Origin of the sequence: Nitratireductor sp. PBL-C9, assembly GCF_050877045.1 — a bacterium.
Taxonomy (GTDB): domain Bacteria; phylum Pseudomonadota; class Alphaproteobacteria; order Rhizobiales; family Rhizobiaceae; genus Nitratireductor; species Nitratireductor aquimarinus.
In genome coordinates, this window is the sequence record NZ_JBPAXW010000009.1 from 231,625 (window position 1) to 258,311 (window position 26,687).

Consider the following 26,687-nt stretch of genomic DNA (forward strand, 5'->3'; position numbering starts at 1 on the left):
ACGCTCTAACCTCTTGAAAGAACGATGCTCTAACCCCGGTTATAGGCGGGTTTTGCGCGCAGGAATGTGAGCAGTGCGCCATAAGGCGCGAGCATGGCGAAGCCGATCAGCAGTTTCACCGCGAAATCTCCCAGCGCCAGCGAAAGCCACAGGGGCGCTTCAATGCCTGTGCCGAACAGCGAGACCGGGAAGGCCAGAGAAGCGTCTTCCAGACCGAATGCCGTGTCGAGAAAGGCAAACCGCGCGGCAAAGGCCAGCGAGAAGAAGAGCACCGTGTCGAGCATGGAGCCGATCAGCGTCGAGATGAGCGGCGCGCGCCACCATGCGCTGCCGCGAAGCCGGTCGAACACGGCGACGTCGAGAAGCTGTGCAAAGAGGAACGCTGCGCCCGAGGCAATCGCGATTCGCGGGCTGGCGAGCCAGATCGAGAGAATCACCGCCAGCACGAAGCCTGAAAGCACCACCCGCCGGGCGGCGCCGGGGCCAAAGCGGCGATTCGTCAGATCGTTGATGAGAAACGCCACCGGATAGGTGAAAGCGCCCCAGGTGAGAAGCTCACCCAGGCCAAAATGGCGAAACGGAAACTGAACGAGAAAGTTCGAGGCGGTCACGATGATCGCCATGGAGGCCATGAAAGGCCAGATCGCATAAAGCCGATTCATTTTTTTATCCTGGGTGATGGAACCAGAAAACTCGCCAGCGGTGCAAATCCTGAAAAGGCTTGAAGCCTCAACCCGGGAAATGCACGCCCCATGGCGAGCCGATCATCCTGTCAAACAGTGCCCCGGCTTTGCCGGGGCGCAGAAGCCTCAGGCAGCTGCAACCTGTTCGGACATCTTCTTCTCGACCTGCTTCTTCAGCAGACGTGCACGCTGGGAAAGCTCATTCGCTTTCGCCTTCACGAGGAACGCGTCGAGGCCACCACGGTGCTCCACCGTGCGCAGGGCGCTGGCGGAAACGCGCAGACGCACGTTCTGGCCAAGAGCCTCGGACTGCAGGGTCACGTGGCACAGGTTGGGCAGAAAGCGACGACGCGTCCTGTTGTTCGCGTGGCTAACATTGTTGCCGGTCATTACGGCTTTGCCGGTCAGTTCGCAGGCGCGGGACATTTTTCAAACCTTCATCGTCTTGGCCCGTCCATACCCCACTGCCGCACCTTAAATTGGCGGCGCGCGGTTGATCATTGGCGGCCTTATGGAAAAAGTTGCCGTTCCATAGAGATATTTGGCGAGCGGGTCAAGCACCCAGCGCCCCTGTTCGGACAATCTCCATGGCCCTTTTCCAAAGAAATGCCTTAATATTCCTCTTCACGCAAGGGGAAGGGACGCTGCCGGTTCGCCGGCCTGGCTGGAGGAGACCGCTCGTGATGCGGCCTGCTGGATATTGTCTTGTTGTTGCGATTGGCTTTTGCGCCGCTTCAGGAACCGCTCTGGCGGAGACCGAGACGCACCGCCTTCGCTATGATGCGTTTCTCTATGGCATCCCCATTGGAAAGGCCGATTTCACGAGCCGTCTGGACGAAAGCCGCTTCGAGGTTTCGGGGCGGTTCGCCAGCGCCGGCATTGCGCGCCTGTTCGACAAGACGGATGGCACGGTGATTTCGAAAGGCCGGCTCTCCGGCGATGCCGTGACGCCATCTTCCTATGAGCTTGCCTATCTGAGCGGCAAAAAGCGTGAGACGACCACGATCCGTTTTTCCAAGGGGCAGATCATGGAGACGGTGATAACGCCGAAGCCGAAGAAACGCGGCAAGGACTGGGTTGCCGTGTCGAAGAAGGATCTCGCCGGGGCGCTTGATCCGCTGTCGGCCCTGCTTTCGCCGGCGGCAAGTGCGGCTGACGTCTGCAACCGCCGCTTCAAGGTGTTCGATGGCGAAATGCGCGCAGACATCGTTTTTTCTCCGGCAGCCAGGGGAGAGCGGATTGGCACGGACCTGATCACCTGCAGGGCGAAGTTCATCCCGGTCTCGGGTTATCGCAAGGGCCGCTCGACCATCGCTTTCCTGCGCGACAAGGCTCGTCTATTGGTAGCCTTCCGGCCGCTTGGGGCGCGTGGCCATCACACGCCCGTTGAAGCGCGGATCGGTACCAAGGTCGGCACGGTCCATATCAGAGGCCGTCCGGTTGATTGAGGGGCGCATCTGCGCCGGGAGGGGATTTTGGCGCGCGCCACGCTGATCGGATTTACCGCTGTTGCCATGTGGGCGCTTCTGGCGCTTTTTACCGCCGGGTCGGGCGCTGTCCCGCCATTTCTCCTGTCGGCGCTGGCCTTTTCGGTGGCCGCGCTGATCGGTCTCGTCATGCGGGTGGCCGCGCCGTCCTCTGCGCCTGCCGCGCCCATTCCGCCCGTGGTCTGGCTGATCGGCATTGCCGGCCTGTTCGGCTACCACTTTTTCTATTTCACTGCCCTGCGCAACGCGCCGGCGGTGGAGGCGAGCCTGATCGCCTATCTCTGGCCGTTGCTCATCGTGCTCGGCTCCGCGCTCATGCCGGGCGAGCGGCTCGGCTGGCATCACATTGCCGGCGCGCTTCTGGGGCTTGCGGGCACCGCGCTCATCATCACCAAGGGCGGCGGCTTCACCTTCGAGAGCCGCTATGCGCTGGGCTATGCGGCGGCGGGGGCCTGCGCGTTTTTCTGGTCCGGTTATTCGCTCCTGTCGCGCCGTTTTCAGGCCGTGCCGACGAGCGTCGTGACCTGGTTCTGTGCGGCGACGGCGATCCTTTCCGCACTCTGCCATGTGTTGCTTGAAGAAACCGTCTGGCCGGGCTCTACGAGCGAATGGCTGAACGTGCTCGGTCTCGGGCTGATGCCGGTGGGCGCTGCGTTCTACGCCTGGGATTACGGGGTCAAGCGCGGCAACATTCAGGTTCTGGGCGCGGCGAGCTATGCCGCGCCGCTTCTTTCGACGCTGATCCTGATTGGAGCCGGCGCGGCGGAACCCTCCACCAGCATCATCGCCGCCTGTCTGCTGATCACCTTCGGCGCGGTGCTCGCGGCAAAGAACATGATCCTCAAACCGTCGCGGAAAAAGGCCGGTGAGCCGGCCTGATCCCGTGGCGTGAGGTCAGGACCTGTGGTGTGAGGTCAGGAAATGTCCTTGCGTTTCCTGATTTCGGCGAAGACTTCCTCTTCGCTCGCGCCTTCCATACCGAGATTGCGGCGGATCACCGGATCATGCGCGCGCAGGAATGGATTGGTGGCCATCTCCGCGCCGATGGTGGTCGGCAGGGTGGGCCTGCCCTCGCTGCGCAGACGCGCAATCTCCTTTGCACGCTCCTTGAGCACCGGGTTGGTGGGGTCCACCGTCAGGGCGAAGCGCGCATTGGTTTCCGTATATTCGTGGCCGCAATAGACGATTGTCTCAAGCGGCAGGGCGGCAAGCTTCTGGAGTGAGGCGAGCATGACCGGCGGCTTGCACTCGAACAGCCGCCCGCAGCCAAGCGCAAACAGCGTGTCGGCGGTGAACACGACGCCGGAATCGGCGAAGTAATAGCTTACGTGCCCCGCCGTGTGCCCAGGCGTTTCGATCACCCGAACCGCCTGCTTGCCGACGCGCACCGTGTCACCTTCCTTCACCGTGCTGTCGATGCCGGGAATGCGCCCGGCTTCTGCCGCCGGGCCGATGATGGTCAGGCCGAAACGCTCCTTGAGCGCGAGATTGGCTTCCACATGGTCGGGGTGATGGTGGGTTGTCAGGATCATCGTCGGACGCCAGCCGGTGCGTTCCACGGCTGACAGGATGGCGCGTTCTTCCGGCGCGTCGATCAGCGCCGTTTCGCCGGTTTCGCTGTCATGGGCCAGAATGCCGAAATTGTCGCTGCGACAGATGAATTGTTCGATTTCCAGGGCCATGAATCTCTCCGTTGTCGGCTGGACGATAGGGCGGGGGCGGCGGCTTGTCACGCCGGGTGCGACAATTCTTGCCGGTGTCGTGGAAGGGGGGTACCGTCCCTGCCATGATTTCGGACATTGTTGCGCTTCGCGCCTTCTATTCCTCCCTGCTCGGTCATTTGGCCGAGCGCTCCATCGCCATGGCGCTTTCCGCCATCTGGTCGAAAAGCACCAGCGAGCGGTTTGTCGGGCTTGGCTACACGCTGCCCTGGCTCGACCGTTTCGGCGCGGATGCGGAGCGCACCTTCGCCTTCATGCCGGCCATGCAGGGCGCGGTGCCGTGGCCCTCGGGCAAACCCTCCGCCACCGCTCTGGTGTTCGAGGAGGAACTGCCGCTGCCCGACGCCTCGGTTGATCGCGTGCTGATGGTGCATGCGCTGGAGCATGTGGAGAACCCGCAGCAGGCGCTTCTGGAAATCTGGCGTGTGCTGGCCCCGGGCGGGCGGTTGATCATTGCCGTGCCGAATCGGCGTGGCATGTGGGCGCGTTTCGAGCACACGCCGTTTGGCACCGGGCGGCCCTATTCGCGCGCCCAGCTTGCCGAGGCGCTGCGCGAGGCGAATTTCACCGCCACGGCCTGGGGGGACGCGCTGCACTTCCCGCCATCCGAGCGGCGCTTCATGCTGCGGCTGCATCAGCTTCTGGAGCAGGCCGGGCGGCGCTTCTGGCCGATTTTCTCGGGCGTTCTGGTGGTCGAGGCGGAGAAGCGCCTTTATCAGGGATTGCCGGTGGCGGCGCGGGCCTCGCGGCGCGTTTTCGTGCCGGTGCTTTCGCCGCAGGGCGCAACACGGGTTGGCGGCCTTCGTCGCGCTGGGGGGCGCAATGGGGGCCGAAACGGGGGAAAGGGATAACCATCATGGCAATGAGCACATCCGTTACGGAACTCTTCGGCATCGAACTGCCGATCCTTCTGGCGCCCATGGCGGGATCTGCCGGATCGGCGCTTGCGATTGCCGTGAGCAGCGCCGGCGGTCTGGGCTCGCTGCCCTGCGCCATGCTGACGCCGGAGAAGATACGCGCCGAGATGGAGGCGATCCGAAAAGGGACGGACGGACCGGTCAATCTGAACTTCTTCTGCCATGTGCCGCCTGAACCCGATCCCGCGCGCGAGGCGGCATGGCGCGAGCGTCTGCGGCCTTTTTACTCCGAATTCGGCATCGATCCCGATGCGGCACCGCCCGGTGGCGGGCGCAACCCTTTCAACGAGGAAAGCTGCGTCATCATCGAGGAGACGCGCCCGGAAGTGGTGAGCTTTCACTTCGGCCTGCCGGATGAGGCGCTGATGGCGCGCGTGCGCGAAGCGGGGGCGAAGATCATCGCTTCGGCGACCACCGTGGCCGAGGCGCGCTATCTGGAAGAAAACGGCTGCGACGCCATCATCGCGCAGGGCGCGGAAGCAGGCGGACATCGCGGCGTCTTTCTGGAGCCGGAAATTGCGACGCAGCCCGGCACGCTGGCGCTGGTGCCGCAGGTGGTGGACGCGGTTTCCGTTCCGGTCATTGCAGCCGGTGGCATCTGCGACGGGCGCGCCGTGGCGGCCTGTTTCATGCTTGGCGCTTCCGCAGTGCAGGTGGGGACGGCCTATCTGCAATCGCCCGAGGCGCTGACCGGCGCGGGTCATCGCGATGCGCTGGCGCTGGCGCGGGACGACCGCACGGTTCTGACCAATGTGTTCACCGGCAGGCCAGCCCGCGGGCTTTTGAACCGCTTCGTCAGCGAAGTGGGACCGATGAGCGATGATGCGCCGGAGTTTCCGCTGGCGACGGCTGCCATTGGCCCGCTGCGCGCTGCGGCGGAAAAGGCCGGGGTGAGCGATTTCTCGCCCTTATGGGCGGGGCAGGCGGCGGCTCTGGCCGCGCCCATGCCGGCAGGCGAACTCACGGTGAAGCTCGCCCGCGACGCTGCCGCGCTTCTACGCGGCTAGCAATTTCATTTCGTAGCCTTATGCCCTGCGCCGATCTCCGCCAGATCGTAGGGCGTCGACTGGTAGACCTGGTTGATCCAGTTGCCGAACAGAAGATGCGCGTGCGAGCGCCAGCGGTTCAGGGGCGGGCGGCTCGGATCATCATCGGGGTAATAGCCGTGCGGCACGGCGACCTCGGTTCCCGAAGCCACATCGCGATCATATTCCTCCTTCAGCGAAGTGGAATCATATTCGATGTGGTTGAACATGTAGAGCCGGTTGCCCGTCTCCTCCGTCAGCAGGCATGGCCCCGTGACATCCGATTCCATCAGCACCTGCAGGCCCGTTTCCGGCTTAATGTCGGCGGAACGCACTTCGGTCCAGCGTGACACCGGAATGGCGAAATCGTCGGAGAAACCGGCGAGGAAGGGCGAGGCGGGTGCGTTGTTGCGATGGCGGAAGACGCCGAACGCCTTCTTCTCCAGCGTGTATTTGGGAATGCGGTGAAAGTGCCATGCGGCGGCCATTGCGCCCCAGCAGATGAAGAAGGAGGAGTGGACGTTGGTCAGCGTCCAGTCGAAAATCTTCTCCAGTTCCTTCCAGTAGGTGACGTCTTCGAACGACAGAAGCTCGATGGGCGCACCCGTGATGATGAAGCCGTCGAACTTGCGGTCACGCACTTCTTCCCAGGTCTGGTAGAACGAGATGAGGTGGTCTTCCGACGTGTTCTTGGCGCGGTGGTTGCCGATGCGCACAAGCGTCAGCTCCACCTGCAGCGGCGAAGCGCCGATGAGGCGGGCGAACTGCGTTTCGGTGCGGATCTTGTTCGGCATGAGGTTGAGCAGTCCGATCTGCAGCGGGCGGACGTCCTGCCGCAGCGCTGTTTCCTCGTCCATCACGGACACACCTTCACGCACGAGCACGTCGCGGGCGGGAAGCTGGTCGGGGATCTTGATCGGCATTGTTTTGCTCCAAACAAAAAGGACCGGGCTCCAAACAAAAAGACCGGCAGCGAAATCGCGGCCGGTCTCAGCAATATTCTTGCATCGCACGGCCTTTTAGCGAGTTGTTTTACGTGGCTGCAAGCCGACCGGCCAAATCACCACGAATGGAGATCATTATTTAAGGTGGCGTTTTCTTTGCGTCAATCGCCGTCATGGTCTAAAGCATCTGACGGATTTTCGCCTGAGACAGGCGTTCCCATCAACCGTTTCCCTAGAGCAGGACCATTCAATGAGCACGTCCGACCGTCCCGAACCGAAGCCCGGTGTCATGGATATCGCCGCTTATGTACCCGGTCGCGAAAGCGCGCCCGGCGCCATGAAGGTGTGGAAGCTCTCCTCCAACGAGTCCCCGCTTGGCCCTTCGCCAGCGGCCGTTGAGGCGATCTCCAAAACCATGGGACATCTGGAGCTCTATCCGGACGGTTCGGCGACGGCGCTGCGCGAGGCGATTGCCGAGACATATGGCCTGAACCCGGCCAATATTCTCTGCTCCAATGGTTCTGACGAACTGCTCGGCCTGCTGGCCCAGACCTACATCAAGCCCGGCGATGAAGGCATCTTCACCGAGCATGGCTTCCTCGTTTACCGCATCCAGATCCTGGCCGCCGGCGGCAAGCCGGTGGTGGTGAAGGAAGACAATGAGCGCACCGACGTGGATGCGATCCTTGCGGCGGTGACGCCGAAGACGCGCATCGTGTTCCTGGCCAACCCGAACAATCCGACCGGCACCTATATTCCGGTTGAAGAGGTGCGCCGCCTGCAAGCCGGCCTTCCGAAGGATGTGCTTCTGGTGCTGGACGCCGCCTATGCGGAATATGTGCGCCGCAACGACTATGAAGCCGGTATCGAGCTGGTGTCGTCGAGCGAGAATGTCGTCATGACGCGCACCTTCTCGAAGATCCACGGCATGGCGGCGCTGCGCATCGGCTGGATGTATGCGCCGGCTCATGTGGTGGACGCGGTGAACCGCGTGCGCGGCCCCTTCAACGTCAATGCGCTGGCCATTGAGGCCGGTGCTGCTGCGATCCGCGACAAGGCGCATCTGCAGCGCGCGCTCGAGCACAACGAGACCTGGAGCGCCTGGCTGGTTGAAGAGCTTGGCAAGCTTGGTCTGCGCGTGACGCCCAGTGTCTGCAACTTCCTGCTGATCCACTTCCCGGAGAATGGCGGCAAGACGGCTGCGGAGGCCGATGCCTTCCTTGGTTCGCGCGGTTATGTGCTGCGGCGTGTGGTGCCTTATGGTTTCCCCAACGCCCTGCGCCTGACCGTCGGCCCGGAAGAGGCCAACCGCGGCGTCGTCGCCGCTCTCAAGGAATTCATGGAAGGCTGAATCGTGCCTGACCCTCTTTTTAACAAGGTCGCGCTGATCGGCATCGGCCTGATTGGCTCGTCGCTTGCACGCGCCATCAGGCACGCCGGTCTGGCGTCGACCGTCGCCATCTCGACGCGCAGTGAACAGACGCTGGAAAAGGCCCGCGAGCTGGAACTGGGCGATGTCTACGAGCAGGACGCCGCTGCGGCGGTGCGCGATGCCGATCTGGTGATCATTTCGGTGCCCGTTGGCGCTTCGGGTGCGGTGGCGCAGGCGATTGCGCCGGCGCTGAAGCCGGACGCGATCGTGACCGACGTTGGCTCCACCAAGGCATCTGTTGTCGCGCAGATGCAGCCGCATCTGCCGGACACTGTGCATTTCATCCCCGGCCACCCAATTGCCGGTACGGAGGATTCCGGACCTGCCGCCGGTTTTGCCGATCTGTTCGAGGGGCGCTGGTGCATTCTGACGCCGCTGCCGGACACGGATGCGGATGCGCTTGCGCGTCTGTCAGCCTTTTGGGAAGGCTGTGGCGCGATGGTCGACAGCATGGACCCGGAGCACCACGACATGGTGCTGGCCATCGTTTCGCACCTGCCGCACATCATCGCCTACAACATTGTCGGCACGGCGGATGATCTGGAAGCGGTGACGAAATCCGAGGTCATCAAATATTCGGCCTCCGGTTTCCGCGACTTCACGCGCCTGGCAGCGTCCGACCCGACCATGTGGCGCGATGTGTGCCTGCACAACAGCGACGCCATTCTGGAGATGCTGGCGCGGTTTTCCGAAGACCTTTCCGCACTTCAGCGCGCGATCCGCTGGGGCGATGGCGACAAGCTGTTCGAGATGTTCACGCGCACCCGCGCCATCCGTCGCTCCATCATCGAGGCGGGCCAGGACATCGACGTTCCGGACTTTGGACGTCACGCGCTGGCCCATCCCGAAAAGCCGTAAGGCTTATCTGACGGGCGGCACGCGCCCGAGCGGAATGAAACCGACAAAGACACGGCCCTGGCGGATATTGACCGGCAGGGTCGGCGCCTTGCCGAGATTGGCAAGCCCCGACGTGATGCCTGCGATCTGATCGCGCTGTGCGGGGAAAAGATCGCCGGCAAGACGCGCAATGGTCTGCGGCTCGTTGACCGTGACGCGCAGCTCGGCGTCAATCAGGCCGTTCTCCGCGATACGTATCGGCCCCTGAAGGCTGAGCCCGGCCTCGGTGCCGGCCACGCTGAGGCGCAGGTTCTGCACATTGCCGGAGCGTCCACGCAGGCCGTTTCGTGCATTGGCCAACAGCGCCACGCCATCATCCAGCGACAAAAGCACTTCACCATCGAGCGCCGGTATGGTCGCGCCACTGGTGAGAGCCGGGTCGAGCGAGAGCTTCTGCGCGATGAAGGCGAAATCCACATTCGCGCCGTTCTGGCGTGTGTGGGTCTGAATGCTGTCTGCGCGCGCGATGGGCTGACGCGTATCGTCGTCCAGCGTCAGGACCACATTGGTGGCCTCGCTCGAAACGCGCTCCGGCAGGCGGGTGGTGAGACGCGCGCTGAGGCGCATATTGTCCCAATTCGCTTCAACCGGCGGGAAATTGGGGGCGGTAATTTTCGCGGGCGAATCCAGTTCACCCACGGTGCGCATGGGCTGATAGACCTGCGCTGCGGATCGGAACGCGCCGGCATTCACGGAGACGCCGGTCTCGGCATTTTCGAAGGAAACGCTGCGGCAGAACAGGCCGATGCGGAAGGGATAACCCCGGGCCGTCGGTTCCTCGCAATTGACGTTCTGCTGGCCGAGATTGATGTCCTCAATGGCCGTGATGGTGCGGCGCTCCAGCGTGTCGGCAGCATAGAACCAGCCGCCGGTGTAAACGAGAATGGCCAGCACAATGAACAGCGCGAACAGCAGGAAGCGGCGGCTGGTATTGCGTTTGGTGCGTTTTCTTGACGGCATGAAGTCCTCCGGTTAACCCGTTCGCCACCAGTGATGACGACACAGCAACACCCTTTCAAGCATTGGGCAGGCGATATGGACGATTTTTGGGTCTTTGGCTACGGATCGCTGATGTGGCGGCCGGGTTTCGCCCACACCGAGACCCGCAAGGCCAGACTGCACGGCTATCGCCGGGCGCTGTGCATCCATTCGCATGTGCATCGCGGCACGCCGGACCGGCCGGGGCTGGTGCTGGGGCTGGACCGTGGCGGTTCGTGCCTTGGGCTCGCTTTTCGCGTGCCGGGAGAATTGCAGCACGAAGTGGTGGACTATCTGCGCGAGCGCGAGCTGGTCACCAATGTCTATCTGGAGCGCCGGGTGGGCGTTCGGCTTGAGGATGGTTCGGCGGTCGAGGCTTTGACCTATGTGGTCGACCGCGCCCACGGGCAATATGCCGGCAGCATGGACATCGACCACGCGGCGCAGCAGGTGAGTGCGTCCGTCGGGCAATCCGGGCCCAATGTCGACTATGTGCGCAACACGGTCGAGCACCTGCAGGCGCTGGGCATTCGCGATCACTGGCTTGAAGCGGTGGCTGCCCGCATCGGCAATGCGGGCAAGGGCGCTATCTAGGGGCCTGCCCCTGGGGGCAGGTCTGGCTTCAGGAGGCGGCGGTGACGCCCAGCTCCTGAAGGCGTTTGCGGGCTGTCTCCGGCAGCGGCGGCGGATTGGCCGAAGTGGCTGCTTCCACCAGCATTTCATCGCAGGCCGCTTCCGTTTCGCCGACAAGGCGCTTCTGGAACTCTTCGCGTGACAGGCCGGGTTCGATGGGCGGCAGGAAGCGCGCGCGAATGACGCCCGGATGGCGCAGGAACTTGCGCCGGGGCCAGAACAGGCCGGCCGCATGCGCAACCGGCACCACCGGAACGCCAAGCTGCGCGTAGAGCTCGACAATGCCGTATTTATAGGCCGGTTCCGCGCCCGGCGGACGGCGCGTGCCTTCGGGATAGATGATGAGCTGGCGATTTTCCTTCATCAGCTCATGGGCCTGTTTTACCGCCTGCTTGAGGGCCTTGGTGCGGCTGCCGCGATTGATCGGGATCATGCGCATCTTGGCCACGTACCAGCCGAAGAAGGGGATCCACATCAGTTCGCGCTTCAGGATGTAGAGCGCATCGGGGATGTGCGGCAGAAAGGCAATCGTGTCCCAGAAGGACTGATGCTTGGGCGCGATGATGCAGGGACCGTCCGGGAGGTTCTCCAGCCCCGAAATCTCCGAGCGCCCGCCGGTCATTGCCTGTTGCAGCCACAGGCTTGAGGCGGCCCAGAACTTCGGCACGAACCACGCCTTCTTGCGTGGCAGCAGGAAGAAGATGGGCGTCCAGAACAGCATCTGCACGATGAGGTTCAGGTAGAAGACGGCATTGAAGGCGGCTGATCGGATGAGGAGCATGAATATGGCCCGTTTGAGCAATTCCAGGAAAAGTGGGAACCGGTTTTCCGTCCGGAATTGCACGAAAACAATGAATTAGAGCGTTTTCACGATTCAGCGAAAAGCGGAAACGCTCTAGGTTCTTGTGAGGCTCTTACAGCAACCGGGGAGCGAGGCAAAGCGCCTGTGGCCAGAGTGTGGTGCGGGGAGTGCGGCCGGATTTCAATTTCCCTGCAGATCGGCCTTTGCGGTTTCTGCCGTCTTTTTCAGGAATGTCATGCGGGGAAGGGGCACGACCTCGCGCACCAGTGCGCCGACATATTTCGTGTATTCCGTGGCGAGCACGCGCAGCGCGTTCGGCTTTGCGAGCCACGCGCCATTGTCGAGCGGCGTGTTGACCACGGGATAGGGATGCACCTGCGCATCGGGCAAAAGGCGGCGCATTTCCAGAAGGCTGCGCGGCATGTGGTAGTTGTTGGTCACCAGGATGATGCTGTCATAGGCGTTGGCCTGCACCCATTTGGCGCTTTCCTCGGCATTGCCGATCGTGTCGAGCGCGGCATGGTCGATGTCGACGCAGCATTCGAAGAGTTCTGTCTCGCTGCCGGTGGCGATCCGCAGATCGTCTGCCCGGGCGATCGGGTTGACGCCGCTGATGAGGAGGCGTTTGCCCTTGCCGTTTTTCAGGAGTTCGACAGCGGCGTCGATGCGCGACTGGCCGCCGGTGAGGACGACGATGCCGTCTGCATCGTCAATGTCGCGGGGGACGGAGAGATGGCCGATATGGTCGGCAAATAAACCGAAGCCTGCGATGAAAACGAACACACCGATGGTGCACACCAGCAAAAGCACCCTGAACACGCGACGCGCGCCGGATCGCCGGCTGCGGCGTGGTGCGTGACCCTGGCCTTTCAGGCCATGCTGGGGCTCCTGTGTCATGCGGTGATCGTTAACTGCAAATTGCGGCGATGGATAGTCGACACGCATCCGGTGAACAGGTCAATTGGGACATCATCGCGGCTACATCGTGTCGGGATGGGCGGTGTCGACATTCTTCAGATAGGAGAGCACCGTCACATGGGTGGTTGCCGCCGTCAGGACGGCAATCACGATCACGATTGCGCCGACGCCGATATAGCCGGATGGGCCGATGGCGAAATTGCCGAAAAGGGCCGTGGCCTGATCGGCCTCGGGCGTGGCCATGTTGCGCGATGACCACCAGTAGAAGCCGATGAAAACGAGGATGGCGGCAAGGCCGCCGGCGGCAGCGCCTTTCATGCCGGCAAACAGGAAGTGCCGGCGGAACTGCGAGGCGATGAAGGGCGCTTCCGCTCCCACGAAATGCAGCACCTCGATGATGTGTCCATTGCCGGCCATCGCGCCGCGCGTGGCGAAGATGACGGTGAGCGCCGTGGCCGAAAGCATCAGCGCCAGCGCGGACATGCCGATGGTGACCGTGGTGCGCGCCATGGCGACGAGCCGGTCGACCCAGGTGCGGTGATCGTCCAGCGTCGCATTGGCGACGTTTTGCGACAGTTCTGCGCGCATAGCCGCGAAATCGGGCCGTGCTGTCGGGTCGATGGTGACGATCACGAGCCGGGGGACGGGCAGGCTCTCAATGTCGAGACCGGTTCCGAGCCACGGTTCGAGCAGGCGTGCGGTGGCCTCGGCGTCGACGATGTTTGCGTTGAGAACGCCATTGTAACCGGCGGCGATGTCGCGGGCCTGGGCGAGGGCGGCGTCCATGTCCAGCCCCTCATCGGGTTTGATCTGGATGGTCGCTTCGCGGGAGATCTGCGTCTGCCAGGTGGAGGCGGTGTCGCGCACCAGCGTCACCGCGCCCAGGGTGAGGCATGAAAGAAAGGTCATGATCGCGATAACGAGCACCATGGCGCGGCCGGCAATGTTGTCCGACGGCACGATGGGTGTCTGCTTGCGCGACACCGCGCCGCGCGCGCCCGAACTCAGGCGTGCGCCGACATTTTTCAGGAGGCGGGTCGTCTCAGTCATAGATTTCCAGCCTTCCGCCCGAGAGCACCATGCGGCGCGCATCCACCTGATCCATCAGGCCGAGGTCGTGGGTGGCGATGACGACGGCGGTGCCGAGCCGGTTGAGCTCCAAAAGCAGCCGCAGCAGGCGGCGGGCCAGTTGCGGGTCCACATTGCCGGTCGGTTCGTCGGCAAGCAGGATGCGGGGTTGCTCGATGAGGGCGCGGGCGATGGCGGCGCGCTGCTTTTCACCGCCGGACAGGATGGGCGGCAGCACATGCATGCGCTCACCTAAACCCACCCATTTCAGCAGTTCGATCACGTCGCTGCGATAGGTGGATTCATCGCGGCCGCGAACGCGCAGCGGCAGCGCCACATTCTCATAGGTGGTGAGATGATCCAGCAGGCGGAAGTCCTGAAAGACCACGCCGATATTGCGGCGCAGGAGCGGCAGCTCCGTGCGGGTGATCTTGGAGCGGTCCTTGCCGAAAATCGTGATCAGGCCGCGCGTCGGCTTCAGCGACATGAAAAGCAGGCGCAGGAGCGTTGTCTTGCCGGCGCCCGAAGGGCCGCTCAGAAACTGGAAGGATCGCTCCGGCAAATGAAACGAGACATCGCGGAGGATCTCCGGACCCATCCCGTATCTATGGCCGACATTTTCAAATCGAATCACGAGGAACCTGCGTTCGTTGGGTGGCGGGTGTTGCCGGGACGCATTCTGTCAGACCATCAATGCGCATGGTTAATAGCAAGTTAACTCCTGCTTGATATGCGGGAGGTCGAAGCATTAACCATTTCCATTTAGCCCGGAAAGGCGGATCACGAAAGGATAGTCTGCCGGCTATGAGGCACTCCGACAGCGCACGCCCTCTTTCGGGCGAAATCATGATGCCCGACCGGGCGCGCGGATCGCAGCGCCAAAGCGATGCCGGGCGCGATGCCGGGCGCGATGTGGTCGATGTGGGCTTCGAAACGCTTGCGCCCGGCGAGAACACCGAAGCGCGCAAGCCGCGCGCGGCGCTGCCGTCGGGTGAAACCGTCTCGGGCCTCGACATGCTGAAACCGGGCGCTGCGCACCGGCGCGTGAAGCGCGGGCCGGCAGGCCCGCTGTTCTGGGCGGTGGGCGCGCTCTTCATCGCCGGCGCGTTCTGGGTGTCTGGCGGGCACAGCCTGGTGCAGGCGATGGATTTCGGTCAGCGGGAGGCGCCGTCGCAGACCCTGCGTCTGGTGGAGGTGACATCGCGCGTCGAGCGGCAGGGATCGCAGGCGCTTCTCATCGTTGATGGCGCAGCCTTTAACGGCGGCAGCAAGATTGTCGCCATTCCATCAATCTCCATCAACGTTACCTCCGAAAACGGCTCGACAACGCGTTATTTTTTGGGGACAAACGAACAACACCTCGGACCGGGCGCGCGCTTTCCCTTCTCCAGTCGACTGGTCGCGCCTAGTGAAGGTGTAAAGTCCGTTTCTGTGACGTTTCGTTCGTCGTAGATCATCTGCTGAATACCCGGTTCCGGACCAGATCGTTTCGGGCCGCCCTTACAGGAGTTCGCCGCCCCATGCCTGTTGTACGCGGCAAGGAAATCGAGGTTTTGTTCTCGGCCTCGACCATCGCAAGGCGCAATCTGGAGCTCGCCAAGGACATCGCTTCGCGCGAGTATGACGACCTTCTGGTGATCTCCGTTCTCAAGGGATCGTTTATTTTCGCAGCCGATCTGATCCGCGCAATGCACGATGTGGGCATCTCGCCGGAAGTGGAGTTCATCATGATCTCCAGCTACGGGGCGGGCACGGAGAGCGGCAAGATCAAGGTGTTGCGCGACATCGACAACGATGTGAAAGGGCGCGACATCCTTCTGGTCGATGACATTCTGGAATCCGGCAAGACACTGAAGCACACGAGCGAACTGATGATGTCGCGCGGCGCAAAATCGGTGTCCGTAGCGGTGCTGCTCGACAAGCATTCGCGGCGGCAGACGGAAATCGACGCCGATTTTGTCGGTTTTGAATGCCCCGACTATTTTGTCGTGGGCTATGGAATGGACGTGGCGCACGCGTTTCGCGAGCTGCCTTTCGTCGGCATCGTCAAGGGCGATGCCTGAACGGAGTGATTTTTAGAAAAGTGGGGGCTGGCGTATTTACCGAAGGGTAATCGGATCGGGTGAAAACAGGTCATGGCTAAGCTTCTTATTGTCGAAGACGACGACTCCGTACGTAATTTTACCGCCCGCGCGCTGAGCGCTGCCGGTCACACCGTGGAAACCGCGGGTGACGGGCTGGAAGGGCTTGAGCGAATCAATGAAACGGCCGGCGATTACGATCTGGTCCTGTCGGACATTCGTATGCCGGCCATGGACGGCATCGAGATGGCGCGGGCCGTGGCAAACGCCTTTCCGGGCCTGCGTCTTCTCCTGATGACCGGCTATGCGGATCAGCGCGAACGTGCCGTGGAGCTTGAAGGCACCGTCAAGGGCGTCGTGAACAAGCCCTTCACGCTGAGCGAACTGCGCCAGCGGGTTGGCGAGGTTCTCGCCGCCTGACCGGCGCTTCTGCACTCGCCGCCTGACCGGCGCTTCTGCAATGGTTCAGATTGCCCGCCATGCCTCCGGATGGGGGCGGGCGATCAGATGACCGTGCGTTTCGCAGCCGTGGCTGCGTCGCCGGTGTTCGGTGTGCCCGTTGGCTCGATCAAGAGGAGATGCGCTTCCTTGTGGGCCACCGGGCAATGCTCGACATCTTTCGGCACGACGAACATTTCACCCGGTTTCAGCGTGACGGTGCGGTCGCGCAGCTGAATGTCGATTTCGCCCTTTAGCACGAGAAAGAAATCGTCGGTGTCGGGGTGAGAATGGCATTTGAATTCGCCCTCGACCTTCACGACCATCACGTCATGGCCGTTGAAGGTGGCCACGGTTCGCGGTGACCATTTTTCGTCAAAGGCAGACAGTTTTTCCGCCAGATTTATCGCATCACTCATCGCACCCCTCCGCTTCATGAAATGAAAATACGCAAAATGCCGAAACGTGACGGGTCCGGGTTGTTCTGCGGGCGAAGGCCCCGGCAGTCGGCTACTGCATGTTGAGTAGCCGTTCGAGATATTCCTTTTCGAGGGCAGGGCTCAGCGCATCGCCGAGGCGCTTGCGGATGGCGTCCAGAATGCGGCGCGCGCGCTGAGTGTCGATCTCGTCGGGAACGTCGACCGAATCGCCGAAATCCGGCCCCGTGGTCGCCTGCGGACGCCCAAGCGGATCGCGGCCATTATTGCCCTGCCGATAGCCCTGTTCGCCGCCGCCCTGCTCACCCTGCATGGCCTGCTGCATCTGGTTCATCATGTCCTGCGCGCCGCGCCGCAGGGCTTCGAGCGCACGGCCCTGTTCGCCCACGGCCTGCTCGCCTTCGCCCTCGCCAAGCGCGCCTTCGGCTTCGCCCATGGCCTCGCCGGCCTCGCCGAAACCTTCGCCGGGCTTGATGCCGAGCCCCTCAAGGCCCTCCATCAGGCTCTCCAGATCCTGCCGCAGCATGCCCTGACCCTGTTGCAGGCCGCGCATGGCGTCAGCGAATTCTTCAGGTGTCATGCCCTGACCCTGTCCGGGCTGCTGGCCCTGACCGGGTTGATTTTGCCCTTCCTGCCCCTGTTGACCGCGCTCGCCCTGCTGGCCTTCCTGACCGGGCTGCCCGCGCTGCCCGCGTTCCATCTGGTCCATGCGGAAGGTCTCGTTCATCAGCTCCTGCTGCTTGCGCATCAGATTGCCGAGCTCGTCCATCTGCTGGCGCATTTCCGACTGCTGGCCACCCTGCTGCCCCTGCTGGGAGCGGCCGGCCTGCAGGTTGTTCATCATGTTCTCAAGTTGGGAGAGCAGTTCCTGCGCCTGATCGCGCGCGCCGGATTTTGCCAGTTCCTCGATCTGGTCGAGCATGCGCTCCAGATCGCTCTGGTTCAGCATCTGGCTGTTCTCCGGCATCTGCTGGGCCAGATCGGGGTTCTGCTGCGCGCGCTCGGCGAGTTCGCGCATGAACTCCTGCATGGCGCTGCGCAATTCGTCCATCAGCTGGGCGATTTCCTCGTCGCTCGCGCCGTCTTCAAGCGCCTGCCTCAGGGCTTCCTGGGCCTGCCGCAGACGCTTCTCGGCAGCGGTGAGGTCACCATCCTCGATGATGAGTGCGATCTCCCAGAGATAATCGACCACGCTGCGCAACTGGTCGTCCGACTGCGCCGTTGCAAGCCGCGAGCGGGCCGCCGAAACACCGAGGAAATGGGCGAGATCGCTCAGCGTTCTCTCCGGCCATGTCATGACCGCGTCCATCAGGTCGAGAACGCGCTGCTTGCCATTGGCGTCCAGCGCCAGAATGCGGCGCTGCTCCACCAGCGCCTTGGCCAGCGGATTGGTGAAGATGCGCTCCGGCAGGGTAACGACTTTCGCTTCGCTCAGCGCTTCCTGCCCTGCATCGTCGACCGCGCGCAGCGTAATCGTCACCGAACTGCCGGCCCACGGGTGCTCGGTGAGGTCGCGTGAGGTCTTCGCGGCGATGCTCTTGCCATCGCGGCGCGGCAGGGTGAGCGCCAGGTCGGGCGCTTCGTAGAGCGGGCGTGCATCGGTCGCCTGCCAGGCCTGCCTGAACAGCGCCTGGGCTTCGGCAGCCCCGTAATCGTCCTCGATTTCGTAGACGAGTTCCAGCGCGCCATTGACGGCGCGTCTGGGGTCTTCGGCAAAGCGGATTGCCGGGGGATTGTCCGGCGTCACCGAAAAGAGCCAGCTTTCGATCTCCTGACCGTCGCGCTTCAGGATGAGCTTGCCATCGCCGGCAAGCGTGCTGGCGAAACGGCGGGCGGTGGCGGCGGAGGATAGCGTTTCGCTCTGCGACGCGCCTTCCGGCTCGATCAGGGTTTCCGCGTCATCGACGCCAAGGAAGGAAAGCGTTTCCGTGCCCGATCCGCCGGTGACCCGCAGCGCGAGCATGCTGCCCTGCGGCACGGTGAAGTGGTCGGTTTCGCGATTGGCCTCTGCGGTCAGATAGAGCGGTGCGCGGCGGGTGTAGTTGGGCGGCGTCACCCAGGCATCGATGCGCGGGGGAACCACTTCCGCCCCGCCATTGGCCCGAAAACCGTCCAGAATGCTGCCGCCATAGGGGCCGGTGGAGAAGGCTGCCGCAATGACCAGAAGCAATGCAGCGGCTGCGCGCAGGCCCCAGGGGTCTTTTTCCGGCACGCCGGTTTCCGGCAGGTCGCCGCGCAGATTGTTCAGCCTTCCGGCCATGCGCTTCTGGTGTTCGCGCCATAAGGCGTCGGCAAATTCGTTCTGGCTGCCGGCGAGCCGGTCCGATTGCGTTGCGACGGGCTCATGCTCAAGTTGATTGACCCGCTCGATGCGCCGGTCGATTTCAGCCGGTTGCGGGCGGCGGAAGCTGCGCAGGCGCCAGAGTGCGGCGAGGCTTGCAAGTCCGAGCAGACCGAGAACGGCGGTCCGCACCATGTCGGGCATGAGCCTGAAGAGGCCAAGCCAGGAAATGCTCAGGAACAGGCTGATAAGGACAACGAGCGGCAGTACAAGCGGCCAGAGACGTTCCACCACCATGACGGAACGAATGGCAAACCGGGTGCGCGCGAGGCGCGCGAACCGGCTCCTGTGCGTTTGCCCTGTCGGTGTTTCAGCCATAGGCGCTCTCTGCACATTGCCGCAGCGCGCGTGAATCGCACGCCCTGTCATTATGAAGGATAGCAGTAAACGCGGCGAAGGCGAGGCGGCGCGCGAAATTGTGATCCGCGCGCTGCAGGTGGTTTTACTCGGCGAGCCAGTCCGGCATCGAATCGAGCGCGATCAGCTCTTCAAGGCTCAGCCGGGGCCGAATCACGTGGAACCGGTCGCCATTCACGAGCACTTCCGGGACAAGCGGGCGCGAATTGTAGGTGCAGGCCTGCACCGCGCCATAGGCGCCGGCAGAGCCGACGGCGATCAGGTCACCGGCCTTGAGCGCAGGCAGCTCGCGGTCGAGCGCCAGATAGTCGCCGGTCTCGCAGACCGGGCCGACCACATCGGCGATGAGCGTGCCGGCATCTTTGTCCGGTTCGGCGACGGGGCGAATGGCGTGGAACGCCTCGTAAAGCGTGGGGCGGATGAGATCGTTCATCGCTGCGTCCACGATGACGAAGTTCTTCGCTTCGCCTTCCTTCACATAAACCACTTCCGACACGAGGATGCCGGCATTGGCGGCGATCAGGCGGCCGGGTTCGAGCATGACCTTCAGGCCGAGCTTTTTCATGTGCTTGCGCACGACTTCGGCATAGGCGTCAGGCAGGGGCGGCTGGTCGCCATCCTCCGCATAGGGAACGCCAAGGCCGCCGCCGAGATCCACATGCTCGATGGCGTGGCCGTCGGCGCGCAGGGTTTCGGTCAACTCCGTCAGCAATGCGAAAGCATCGTCAAAGGGCTGCAGTTCGGTGATCTGGCTGCCGATATGCATGTCGATGCCGGACACTTTCAGGCCCGGAAGCCCGGCGGCGCGCGCATAGGCGGCGCGGGCGTCCTTCCAGCTGATGCCGAACTTGTTCTCCGCCTTGCCGGTGGAGATCTTCTTGTGTGTTTTCGCGTCGACATCGGGATTGATGCGCAGCGACACATTGGCCGTCAGCCCCAGCGCGGTGGCGCGGGCGGAGAGCTGTTCAAGCTCGGGCATCGATTCGACGTTGAAGCAGAGAATGCCGGCCTGGAGCGCGAAGTCCATTTCGCGCGCGGTTTTGCCGACACCGGAAAACAGGATCTTGTTCGCAGGCACGCCGGCGGCCAGCGCACGGCGCAGCTCGCCTTCCGAGACCACATCCATGCCGGCGCCGAGGCGGGCAAGCGTGGTCAGAACGGCCTGGTTGGAGTTTGCCTTCATGGCGTAGCAGACGAGCGCGTCCAGCCCCTCGAAAGCTTCCGAGAAGACACGGTAATGGCGCGTCAGCGTTGCCGTGGAATAGCAGTAGAACGGGGTGCCGACGGCTTCCGCAATGGCGGGCACCGGCACGTCTTCGGCGTGCAGCACGCCGTCACGATATTCGAAATGATTCACGGCAGCAGGCTTTCGGCTGAGCGTTTGGTTGTCTGGCTCGCGCCGTCACGCGGCGCAAGCCTTTTTTGGGTCTGGACTTATCGATGGAGCATCGGATTATCCGAAAACCGGTTCCCACTTTTCGGTCCGATGCTCTAGAGCAGACCGTCGAGGATGAACGGACGATCTTCGACCGGTTTTTCCGGCGCCGGCGGGACGGGCTGGTCGTTGCGTTCAGCTTCCTTGCGCGCATCCACTGCCGCCTCATAGGGCGAATCAAGTGGCGCCTTGCGCCCGCAGGCGGCAAGGCCGAGCGCGAGGCCGAGCATGACAAGGGTGAGCGTGCGGCGGGCCGTCATGAGCGTTCCATTCCTCGAAAGTGCGTGGGCTGCGTTTTAGCGCTTTTTGGCGGGCGTTGCATCCCGTTTCAGGCGTTTCTTCCATGCGCTGATCTGGCGGGCCACTTCGGAGGGTGCGGTGCCGCCATAGGAGGTGCGGCTTTTCACGGAATTGCTGACCGACAGCACCGAGAAAACGCCATCGTGAATGGCCGGGTTGATCGCCTGCAGGTCTTCCAGCGCAAGCTCTTCAAGCCCGCACTTCTTTTCCTCGGCAAGCGCCACGGCGCGGCCCGTCACGTGATGGGCCTCGCGGAACGGCAGGCCCGCTTCACGCACCAGCCAGTCGGCCAGGTCGGTTGCGGTGGAGAAACCGGCTCCGGCGGCCTCCTTCATGGCGGTCGTGTTGACCTCCATGTCGCCGACCATGCCGGTCATCGCGGCAAGCATCAGGTCGAGCGTCTCGGCAGCGTCGAAGACGGCTTCCTTGTCTTCCTGCATGTCCTTTGAATAGGCGAGCGGCAGGCCTTTCATCACCGTCAGCAGCGCGATCAGGTCGCCATTGATGCGGCCGGTCTTGGCGCGGATCAGTTCAGCGGCGTCCGGGTTCTTCTTCTGCGGCATGATCGAGGAACCGGTGGAGAAGGAATCGGACAGGCGCACAAAGCCGAACTGCGGCGTCGACCAGATGACGATTTCCTCGGCCAGACGCGAAAGGTGAATGGCGCAGATGGCCGAAAGCGACAGGAACTCCAGCGCGAAATCGCGGTCCGACACGGTGTCGATGGAGTTGCGGGTGGGCTCACGGAAACCGAGCGCCTCTGCCGTCATGTGACGGTCGACGGGGAAACCGGTGCCGGCAAGGGCGGCCACGCCGATCGGGCTTTCGTCCAGCCGCTCGATGGCGTCGCGCACGCGCGAACGGTCGCGGCCGAACATTTCGACATAGGCCATCAGATGGTGGCCGAACGTGACCGGCTGTGCCGACTGCAGATGCGTGAAGCCCGGCATGACGCTCGCAGCGTGTTCCTCGGCGCGGATGAGAAAGGCCTCGATGAGGCCGCCAAGCGCGGCATCGACGCGCTGCAGCTCTTCCTTGACCCAGAGGCGGAAATCGAGCGCCACCTGATCATTGCGCGAACGCGCCGTGTGCAGGCGTCCTGCGGCCGGTCCGATAAGCTCGGCCAGACGCGCCTCGACATTCATGTGAATGTCTTCGAGCCTGGTGGAAAAGGTGAAGGAGCCAGCCTCGATCTCTGACAGGATCGTGTTCAGGCCCTCAACGATTTTTTTCTCGTCGTCAGCCGAAATTATGCCAGTCTTTGCCAGCATGGCGGCGTGGGCCAGGCTGCCGCGAATGTCCTGGGCGTAAAGCTTCTTGTCGAAACCGATGGATGCGTTGATCGCTTCCATGACGGCATCGGGTCCTGAGGCAAAACGTCCGCCCCACATGCGGTTGCTGGCTTGGTCTTCGCTCATCATGATAACCGGGCGCTAGTGTGGAAAGAAGAATGTCGAAGCAGAAACAAAAATTCCCGGCACTTCGCTTGGTCGTCCTGGCTGTTGCCGCGGGCGCTATAGCGGGTGCGATTGCGGTATACGTGAAGGGTGGGCTGGATGGCAACAAGCCGGCGACCCAGATTGCCGTCGATGCAGACAATGCCGTCTGTGAGGCGAAGCAGGAGCAGGCGCGCGCCATTGGCGCTGCGGCAACCGGTCACGTGGCGGCCATGCTGGCTGCCGATCCGCCGCGCTCGCTGAAAACACTGGCCTTTGCCGGTCCCGACGGCGAGGCGATGTCGGTCGGAGATTTTTCGGGCCGTGCGATCCTGATCAATCTCTGGGCCACCTGGTGCACGCCCTGCCGTGAGGAAATGCCGGCGCTTGATGCGCTGCAATCTGCCAAAGGCGGCGACGATTTCGAGGTTGTTGCGGTCAATGTGGATCGCGGCGACGATGAAAAGCCGACTGCGTTCCTGGAAGAAACGGGCATTGAGGCCCTGGGCTATTACCGCGACAGTTCGATGAAGATTTTCAACGATCTGAAAAGTCAGGGGCTGGCGCTTGGCCTGCCGGTGACGCTGCTTCTCGATGGGGAAGGCTGCCTCATGGCGCATATGAACGGACCCGCCGAATGGGCGAGCCCGGATGCCGGGCGTCTGATCGACGCGGTGGTTGCGAACCAGAAATGATCCTGTCGGGGAGCTTCATGCTCCCCGAAATCGCTCCGGCAGCGGAAAGCCTTTTCAGGCAGCCGCGCGCGGGCTGTAGACGCAGCCTTCGGCCTGCCCGTCAGGTCCACGCTTGACCTCAACACGATCAACCGTGAGCGTTGTCTCCGAAAGCTTGTCGAAAATCCATTTGGCAAGATTTTCGAGCGAAGGGACCGACAGGCCGTCGATCTCGTTCAGATAGGTGTGGTCCAGGGTCTTGTGGACGACGGCTATCTGTTGTTCGACTTCATAGAGATTAGCCGCCCAGCCATAAACCGGGTCAGGTTCGCCGACGAGATGGACGGAGACCTTGAAGGAATGCCCGTGCAGACCGGAATAAGGCTCCAGCTTGTGCGCGGCCTCGAATGTAAATTCCTTGTACGTTTCCACTTCCTAATCCCCTGACTTTAAATGGATTTTCGGACTCACGATCGTTTCTTCCGGAGGAAGCTTTACCTTTCCTCAAGGCTGAGCGACGCCTGCCGTAGGTCGATCGGACGATCTGTTGTATAATCCTTTTGGCTTAAAGGTTTGGCACCCGCTTTGATGCCTGTCAATCTACCGGGACGAGTGTGCCAAAAGAGGCGTGCCGTTAACCTGTTGTTTGGTTAGCCGGCATTATCCTTGGCTGCGTTTTAATTTACGCCAGCAAAGAGGCTCAAGAATGACCAATAAAAATAACCGCGGAGGCTGGTTTGCGGCACTGGCGGTGCTGCTTTTCTCGTTTGTGGCTCCGGCCGCTGCGCAGAATGCCGAACTGCCAAAGCCCGAGGGCAATGTCATCCTGACGATTGACGGCAATATCGGTGCGACCAATGGGGAAGGCGTCGCCGATTTCGATATCGCCATGCTCGAGAAGCTGAAATCCGCAAAGATCAAGACGAGCACACCCTGGTTCGACAATGAGGTCGAGTTCGAAGGGGCGCTGATGACCGAGCTGATGAAGCTCGTTCAGGCAGATGGCAAGGAAGTGGTTGTAACGGCGCTGAACGACTATCAGGCGCCGGTGCCGATTGCCGATTTTGCCGAACATGGCACGATCCTCGCCTACAAGCGCGACGGAGAGTACATGCCGGTCAGCGACAAGGGGCCGCTCTTCATCGTCTATCCTTACGATTCCTCACCTGAACTGAACACGCAGAAATACTACTCTCGTTCTGTTTGGCAGATTCGACGCTTTACCGTTCGCTAGGCGTCTGACAAGCTCTGTTCATGGCGGAACCGGAAACAATACATATGAAGCGTCGCACGGCCTCTCGTGTAGTGCAGGTGGTTCTTTCCATCGGCATGATCGCATTGGCCGTTGCGGCGCTTTATATTTCTGTTCTGGTGTTCCAGCGTCAGGAAGCACTGACGCAGATCTTCCGCTACAACATCGCCTATAGCGCCAGCCAGGGCATGAACGAGCTCCTGCGCTTCAGGCGGACCCTGACGGCGGCTCTCATCGATCCGCCGCAGGTTACCAAGCAGGATGTGGAGCTGCGCTACCAGATCCTGCTCAGCAGGCTGAGCCTGTTCGAGCAGGGCGAATTCATGAACTTCGTCACTGCATTGCCGGAAAACCGGGAAACGGTCGACGAACTGGCAAGCGCGCTGGACGAAATCGGCGGATTTATCGGCGAAATCGACGATCCGGAAGTGGCCCAGCAGGCGCTCGACCTGACAGCGCCGCTTGAACGCAAGATGGTCGCGCTCGCTTCCAAGGCGAATGAATATGGAGCGACGGCGCAGGCGGAGGATCAGCGGCAGCTTCTCACGCTGCACTGGATATTCTCATCCCTTGCGCTTTCGCTCGTCGTGTCGGGCTTCATCTTCATCGCCATGCTGCGATGGCAGCACCGGCTGCAGATCAGTGTGCAGCAGCGGCTGAAAGCGACCAATGAGGATCTGTTGCGAACGAGCGCGGAGCTCAGCGAAAGCGCTGCCGCCGCACGTCGCGCCAATGAAGAGCTGATTACCCAGAACCTGCTCTTCAACACGGCGCTGAACAACATGTCCCACGGCCTTTGCATGTTCGATGCAGAGGGCAAGCTCATCGTCAGCAATCAGAAGATGGAGAACATCTACGGCCTGAGCCAGGAGCAGCTCCGGCTGGGCACGTCGCTCGACATGCTGATCCAGCATATGGTCGAGACGGGCGCCTGCGCTGAATATGAGGCCGAACAGCTCTCTCAGATGCAATGCAAGCTGATCGAAGAGGATCGGTCCGATACGCTGATACAGGAACTGCGCGATGGGCGCACCATTCTGATTTCCCACCAGCCGATGCGCGGCGGCGGCTGGGTTGCGACTTATGAAGACATAACCGAGCGGCACAAGGCGCAGGCGCAGGTTGCCTATATGGCCCGCCACGACACGCTGACCGATCTTCCCAATCGCATTTTGATGCGTGAGCAGCTGGAGGACATTCTTGCCTCCAGCAGCGACCGGGGCCTCGCCACGGCGGTGATGTGCGTCGACCTCGACAATTTCAAAAGCATCAACGACACGCTCGGCCACCCGGTTGGCGACGCCCTTCTGCGCGCTGTTGCCGGGCGCATTCGCAACACGGTGCGCGAGACGGATGCGGTGGCGCGTCTTGGCGGCGACGAATTTGTGGTTGTTCAGGGCAATGTCGAAAAGCCGGAGCAGGCGAGCAGCCTGGCCAAGCGGCTGATCGAGGCGCTGGACGAACCCTATATCATCGAGGGGCATCAGGTGCTCACCGGCGCAAGCGTCGGCATCGCCATTGCCGAAGCCGACGAACAGGGCGGTGACCTTCTCATGCAGGCGGACGTAGCGCTCTATCAGGCCAAGGGCGATGGGCGCGGCGTGTTCCGCTTCTATGAGGCCGGCATGAACAAGCGCCTGCAGCGCCGTCGCTCACTGGAGGCGGAGTTGCGCGCGGCCAATCTGGACGAGCAGTTCCATCTCGTCTTCCAGCCGATCATCGGGCTTGGAACCAACCGGGTCACCACTTTCGAGGCGCTGCTGCGCTGGACGCACCCGGTGCACGGACCGATCTCGCCGGACGAGTTTATCCGCATTGCCGAGGAAACGGGCGCGATCGTGCCCATCGGCGAATGGGTGCTGCGCCGCGTCTGCCTTGAGATGAAGTCGCTGCCGGACAATATCAGCATCGCTGCGAACCTCTCGCCGATGCAGTTCAAGCGGGATGACATCGTGGAGACGGTCGCGCGTGTTCTCTCCGAGACCGACACGCCGGCAAACCGCCTCGAACTCGAGATCACCGAAACGCTGCTTCTGGAAGACAGCCGCAAGCTGCACACGGATCTGCGTCGCCTGCGCAAGCTGGGCACCCGCATCTCGCTCGACGATTTCGGCACCGGCTATTCATCGCTCAGCTATCTGCAGAAATTCGCCTTCGACAAGGTGAAGATCGATCGCCTTTTCATCAAGGAAATCACCAAGAGCGCGGATCAGGCGGCGATTGTTCAGACCATCGTGAACCTGGCCTTCACGCTGGGCATGACCACGGTGGTGGAAGGTGTCGAGATGGAAGAGCAGTTGCGCATCATTCGCGCCATGGGTTGCGATGAAGCGCAGGGCAATCTGTTCAGCAAGCCGATCCCTGCCTCCGACATTCCCGACTTCCTGGCTGCGCACAAGCTTCGCCGCTATGCGGCCTGATCCCGAAAGCC

Annotated in this window: 28 protein-coding genes and 1 riboswitch; of the genes, 13 read left to right on the top strand and 15 right to left on the bottom strand. The window is 62.4% G+C overall.

The features are described 5' to 3' along the window. Positions 1-29: 29 nt before the first annotated feature. Positions 30-662: a queuosine precursor transporter gene (locus tag ACRTG1_RS19245; protein ID WP_113153160.1), complete on the bottom strand. Its 633-nt coding sequence runs from the start codon at positions 660-662 to the stop codon at positions 30-32. A gap of 147 nt (positions 663-809) precedes the next feature. Then, positions 810-1,109: a 50S ribosomal protein L28 gene (gene rpmB, locus ACRTG1_RS19250; protein WP_113153159.1), complete on the bottom strand. Its 300-nt coding sequence runs from the start codon at positions 1,107-1,109 to the stop codon at positions 810-812. A gap of 257 nt (positions 1,110-1,366) precedes the next feature. On the opposite strand from rpmB, the gene ACRTG1_RS19255 reads away from it, so the two are divergent. Continuing rightward, entirely contained in the window at positions 1,367-2,131 is a 765-nt protein-coding gene (locus ACRTG1_RS19255) for a DUF3108 domain-containing protein (protein WP_206994876.1), read from the top strand. A 27-nt stretch (positions 2,132-2,158) separates the two neighbouring features. Further along, positions 2,159-3,049 carry an aromatic amino acid exporter YddG gene (yddG, locus tag ACRTG1_RS19260; protein WP_432516855.1) on the top strand — a complete coding sequence of 297 codons (891 nt, stop codon included), beginning with the start codon at positions 2,159-2,161 and terminating at the stop codon, positions 3,047-3,049. 35 nt (positions 3,050-3,084) lie between these two features. Here the strand turns inward: yddG and gloB are convergent, their stop codons facing one another. Continuing rightward, positions 3,085-3,852, bottom strand: a complete 768-nt coding sequence (gloB, locus tag ACRTG1_RS19265; RefSeq protein WP_206546191.1) for a hydroxyacylglutathione hydrolase — start codon at positions 3,850-3,852, stop codon at positions 3,085-3,087. 104 nt (positions 3,853-3,956) lie between these two features. Here gloB and ACRTG1_RS19270 point away from each other — a divergent pair, with 104 nt between their 5' ends. Both ACRTG1_RS19270 and ACRTG1_RS19275 read left to right on the top strand, forming a co-directional pair. Further along, positions 3,957-4,742, top strand: a complete 786-nt coding sequence (locus ACRTG1_RS19270) for a class I SAM-dependent methyltransferase (RefSeq protein WP_432516856.1) — start codon at positions 3,957-3,959, stop codon at positions 4,740-4,742. A gap of 5 nt (positions 4,743-4,747) precedes the next feature. Further along, on the top strand, positions 4,748-5,815 hold the full coding sequence (locus ACRTG1_RS19275) for an NAD(P)H-dependent flavin oxidoreductase (protein WP_432516857.1): 1,068 nt from the start codon (positions 4,748-4,750) through the stop codon (positions 5,813-5,815). Positions 5,816-5,820: 5 nt separating this feature from the next. Here the strand turns inward: ACRTG1_RS19275 and metA are convergent, their stop codons facing one another. Further along, positions 5,821-6,756: a homoserine O-acetyltransferase MetA gene (metA, locus tag ACRTG1_RS19280; protein ID WP_206994873.1), complete on the bottom strand. Its 936-nt coding sequence runs from the start codon at positions 6,754-6,756 to the stop codon at positions 5,821-5,823. A 76-nt stretch (positions 6,757-6,832) separates the two neighbouring features. Further along, positions 6,833-6,910: riboswitch (SAM riboswitch) on the bottom strand. Positions 6,911-7,027: 117 nt separating this feature from the next. On the opposite strand from metA, the gene hisC reads away from it, so the two are divergent. Both hisC and ACRTG1_RS19290 read left to right on the top strand, forming a co-directional pair. Further along, a complete protein-coding gene (hisC, locus tag ACRTG1_RS19285; RefSeq protein ID WP_113153152.1) occupies positions 7,028-8,128 on the top strand; it encodes a histidinol-phosphate transaminase in 1,101 nt (366 codons plus the stop codon). A 3-nt stretch (positions 8,129-8,131) separates the two neighbouring features. Then, the gene (locus ACRTG1_RS19290; protein WP_432516858.1) at positions 8,132-9,067 is read left to right on the top strand and encodes a prephenate/arogenate dehydrogenase family protein; all 936 of its coding nucleotides are present in this window, start codon (positions 8,132-8,134) and stop codon (positions 9,065-9,067) included. Positions 9,068-9,070: 3 nt separating this feature from the next. Here ACRTG1_RS19290 and ACRTG1_RS19295 read toward each other — a convergent pair whose 3' ends face one another. Then, positions 9,071-10,066: a DUF2125 domain-containing protein gene (locus ACRTG1_RS19295; protein WP_432516859.1), complete on the bottom strand. Its 996-nt coding sequence runs from the start codon at positions 10,064-10,066 to the stop codon at positions 9,071-9,073. A 75-nt stretch (positions 10,067-10,141) separates the two neighbouring features. Between ACRTG1_RS19295 and ACRTG1_RS19300 the strand changes: the two genes are divergently transcribed. After that, a complete protein-coding gene (locus ACRTG1_RS19300) occupies positions 10,142-10,678 on the top strand; it encodes a gamma-glutamylcyclotransferase (RefSeq protein WP_432516860.1) in 537 nt (178 codons plus the stop codon). Between the two features lie 28 nt (positions 10,679-10,706). Here ACRTG1_RS19300 and ACRTG1_RS19305 read toward each other — a convergent pair whose 3' ends face one another. From ACRTG1_RS19305 to ftsE, 4 genes are all read right to left on the bottom strand, one after another. Then, complete coding sequence (locus tag ACRTG1_RS19305; RefSeq protein WP_206546197.1) at positions 10,707-11,498, bottom strand: lysophospholipid acyltransferase family protein; 792 nt, start codon at positions 11,496-11,498, stop codon at positions 10,707-10,709. 201 nt (positions 11,499-11,699) lie between these two features. Then, entirely contained in the window at positions 11,700-12,416 is a 717-nt protein-coding gene (locus ACRTG1_RS19310) for a YdcF family protein (protein ID WP_206546198.1), read from the bottom strand. An 81-nt stretch (positions 12,417-12,497) separates the two neighbouring features. After that, on the bottom strand, positions 12,498-13,487 hold the full coding sequence (locus ACRTG1_RS19315) for a cell division protein FtsX (protein ID WP_206546199.1): 990 nt from the start codon (positions 13,485-13,487) through the stop codon (positions 12,498-12,500). Further along, positions 13,480-14,139, bottom strand: a complete 660-nt coding sequence (gene ftsE, locus ACRTG1_RS19320; RefSeq protein WP_113153146.1) for a cell division ATP-binding protein FtsE — start codon at positions 14,137-14,139, stop codon at positions 13,480-13,482. The genes ACRTG1_RS19315 and ftsE overlap by 8 nt, the downstream gene beginning before the upstream one ends. 170 nt (positions 14,140-14,309) lie before the next feature. On the opposite strand from ftsE, the gene ACRTG1_RS19325 reads away from it, so the two are divergent. From ACRTG1_RS19325 to ACRTG1_RS19335, 3 genes are all read left to right on the top strand, one after another. Continuing rightward, the gene (locus ACRTG1_RS19325; protein ID WP_432516861.1) at positions 14,310-14,957 is read left to right on the top strand and encodes a hypothetical protein; all 648 of its coding nucleotides are present in this window, start codon (positions 14,310-14,312) and stop codon (positions 14,955-14,957) included. A gap of 68 nt (positions 14,958-15,025) precedes the next feature. Beyond that, complete coding sequence (gene hpt / locus ACRTG1_RS19330) at positions 15,026-15,568, top strand: hypoxanthine phosphoribosyltransferase (protein WP_113153144.1); 543 nt, start codon at positions 15,026-15,028, stop codon at positions 15,566-15,568. A gap of 72 nt (positions 15,569-15,640) precedes the next feature. Continuing rightward, positions 15,641-16,006 carry a response regulator gene (locus ACRTG1_RS19335; RefSeq protein ID WP_113153143.1) on the top strand — a complete coding sequence of 122 codons (366 nt, stop codon included), beginning with the start codon at positions 15,641-15,643 and terminating at the stop codon, positions 16,004-16,006. An 83-nt stretch (positions 16,007-16,089) separates the two neighbouring features. Here the strand turns inward: ACRTG1_RS19335 and ACRTG1_RS19340 are convergent, their stop codons facing one another. The 5 genes from ACRTG1_RS19340 to argH all read right to left on the bottom strand — a co-directional run bounded on the left by ACRTG1_RS19340 (position 16,090) and on the right by argH (position 22,312). Then, positions 16,090-16,443 carry a cupin domain-containing protein gene (locus ACRTG1_RS19340; protein WP_432516862.1) on the bottom strand — a complete coding sequence of 118 codons (354 nt, stop codon included), beginning with the start codon at positions 16,441-16,443 and terminating at the stop codon, positions 16,090-16,092. A 91-nt stretch (positions 16,444-16,534) separates the two neighbouring features. Next, positions 16,535-19,120 carry a TIGR02302 family protein gene (locus ACRTG1_RS19345; protein WP_432516863.1) on the bottom strand — a complete coding sequence of 862 codons (2,586 nt, stop codon included), beginning with the start codon at positions 19,118-19,120 and terminating at the stop codon, positions 16,535-16,537. Between the two features lie 124 nt (positions 19,121-19,244). Further along, positions 19,245-20,516, bottom strand: a complete 1,272-nt coding sequence (gene lysA, locus ACRTG1_RS19350; RefSeq protein WP_432516864.1) for a diaminopimelate decarboxylase — start codon at positions 20,514-20,516, stop codon at positions 19,245-19,247. A 134-nt stretch (positions 20,517-20,650) separates the two neighbouring features. Then, entirely contained in the window at positions 20,651-20,854 is a 204-nt protein-coding gene (gene lptM / locus ACRTG1_RS19355; RefSeq protein ID WP_113153139.1) for an LPS translocon maturation chaperone LptM, read from the bottom strand. Between the two features lie 36 nt (positions 20,855-20,890). Then, on the bottom strand, positions 20,891-22,312 hold the full coding sequence (gene argH / locus ACRTG1_RS19360) for an argininosuccinate lyase (protein WP_432516865.1): 1,422 nt from the start codon (positions 22,310-22,312) through the stop codon (positions 20,891-20,893). A gap of 32 nt (positions 22,313-22,344) precedes the next feature. Between argH and tlpA the strand changes: the two genes are divergently transcribed. Next, a complete protein-coding gene (gene tlpA / locus ACRTG1_RS19365) occupies positions 22,345-23,025 on the top strand; it encodes a thiol:disulfide interchange protein TlpA (protein WP_206546206.1) in 681 nt (226 codons plus the stop codon). Positions 23,026-23,079: 54 nt separating this feature from the next. Here tlpA and ACRTG1_RS19370 read toward each other — a convergent pair whose 3' ends face one another. Continuing rightward, entirely contained in the window at positions 23,080-23,436 is a 357-nt protein-coding gene (locus ACRTG1_RS19370) for a 6-pyruvoyl trahydropterin synthase family protein (protein WP_113153137.1), read from the bottom strand. A gap of 274 nt (positions 23,437-23,710) precedes the next feature. On the opposite strand from ACRTG1_RS19370, the gene ACRTG1_RS19375 reads away from it, so the two are divergent. Together ACRTG1_RS19375 and ACRTG1_RS19380 are read left to right on the top strand one after the other, a co-directional pair. Continuing rightward, positions 23,711-24,238 carry a molybdopterin-dependent oxidoreductase gene (locus ACRTG1_RS19375; protein WP_206546207.1) on the top strand — a complete coding sequence of 176 codons (528 nt, stop codon included), beginning with the start codon at positions 23,711-23,713 and terminating at the stop codon, positions 24,236-24,238. Positions 24,239-24,282: 44 nt separating this feature from the next. Further along, positions 24,283-26,676 carry a putative bifunctional diguanylate cyclase/phosphodiesterase gene (locus tag ACRTG1_RS19380; protein ID WP_222474110.1) on the top strand — a complete coding sequence of 798 codons (2,394 nt, stop codon included), beginning with the start codon at positions 24,283-24,285 and terminating at the stop codon, positions 26,674-26,676. The last annotated feature ends 11 nt before the right edge of the window (positions 26,677-26,687 follow it).

Coding starts and splice junctions, on each gene's coding strand:
- ACRTG1_RS19245 (WP_113153160.1), bottom strand. CDS start 662: ATGAATCGGCTTTATGCGATCTGGCCTTTCATGGCCTCCATGGCGATC.
- rpmB (WP_113153159.1), bottom strand. CDS start 1,109: ATGTCCCGCGCCTGCGAACTGACCGGCAAAGCCGTAATGACCGGCAAC.
- ACRTG1_RS19255 (WP_206994876.1), top strand. CDS start 1,367: ATGCGGCCTGCTGGATATTGTCTTGTTGTTGCGATTGGCTTTTGCGCC.
- gloB (WP_206546191.1), bottom strand. CDS start 3,852: ATGGCCCTGGAAATCGAACAATTCATCTGTCGCAGCGACAATTTCGGC.
- ACRTG1_RS19270 (WP_432516856.1), top strand. CDS start 3,957: ATGATTTCGGACATTGTTGCGCTTCGCGCCTTCTATTCCTCCCTGCTC.
- ACRTG1_RS19275 (WP_432516857.1), top strand. CDS start 4,748: ATGGCAATGAGCACATCCGTTACGGAACTCTTCGGCATCGAACTGCCG.
- metA (WP_206994873.1), bottom strand. CDS start 6,756: ATGCCGATCAAGATCCCCGACCAGCTTCCCGCCCGCGACGTGCTCGTG.
- hisC (WP_113153152.1), top strand. CDS start 7,028: ATGAGCACGTCCGACCGTCCCGAACCGAAGCCCGGTGTCATGGATATC.
- ACRTG1_RS19295 (WP_432516859.1), bottom strand. CDS start 10,066: ATGCCGTCAAGAAAACGCACCAAACGCAATACCAGCCGCCGCTTCCTG.
- ACRTG1_RS19300 (WP_432516860.1), top strand. CDS start 10,142: ATGGACGATTTTTGGGTCTTTGGCTACGGATCGCTGATGTGGCGGCCG.
- ACRTG1_RS19305 (WP_206546197.1), bottom strand. CDS start 11,498: ATGCTCCTCATCCGATCAGCCGCCTTCAATGCCGTCTTCTACCTGAAC.
- ACRTG1_RS19310 (WP_206546198.1), bottom strand. CDS start 12,416: ATGACACAGGAGCCCCAGCATGGCCTGAAAGGCCAGGGTCACGCACCA.
- ACRTG1_RS19315 (WP_206546199.1), bottom strand. CDS start 13,487: ATGACTGAGACGACCCGCCTCCTGAAAAATGTCGGCGCACGCCTGAGT.
- ACRTG1_RS19325 (WP_432516861.1), top strand. CDS start 14,310: ATGAGGCACTCCGACAGCGCACGCCCTCTTTCGGGCGAAATCATGATG.
- hpt (WP_113153144.1), top strand. CDS start 15,026: ATGCCTGTTGTACGCGGCAAGGAAATCGAGGTTTTGTTCTCGGCCTCG.
- ACRTG1_RS19335 (WP_113153143.1), top strand. CDS start 15,641: ATGGCTAAGCTTCTTATTGTCGAAGACGACGACTCCGTACGTAATTTT.
- ACRTG1_RS19340 (WP_432516862.1), bottom strand. CDS start 16,443: ATGAGTGATGCGATAAATCTGGCGGAAAAACTGTCTGCCTTTGACGAA.
- ACRTG1_RS19345 (WP_432516863.1), bottom strand. CDS start 19,120: ATGGCTGAAACACCGACAGGGCAAACGCACAGGAGCCGGTTCGCGCGC.
- lptM (WP_113153139.1), bottom strand. CDS start 20,854: ATGACGGCCCGCCGCACGCTCACCCTTGTCATGCTCGGCCTCGCGCTC.
- argH (WP_432516865.1), bottom strand. CDS start 22,312: ATGAGCGAAGACCAAGCCAGCAACCGCATGTGGGGCGGACGTTTTGCC.
- tlpA (WP_206546206.1), top strand. CDS start 22,345: ATGTCGAAGCAGAAACAAAAATTCCCGGCACTTCGCTTGGTCGTCCTG.
- ACRTG1_RS19375 (WP_206546207.1), top strand. CDS start 23,711: ATGACCAATAAAAATAACCGCGGAGGCTGGTTTGCGGCACTGGCGGTG.
- ACRTG1_RS19380 (WP_222474110.1), top strand. CDS start 24,283: ATGAAGCGTCGCACGGCCTCTCGTGTAGTGCAGGTGGTTCTTTCCATC.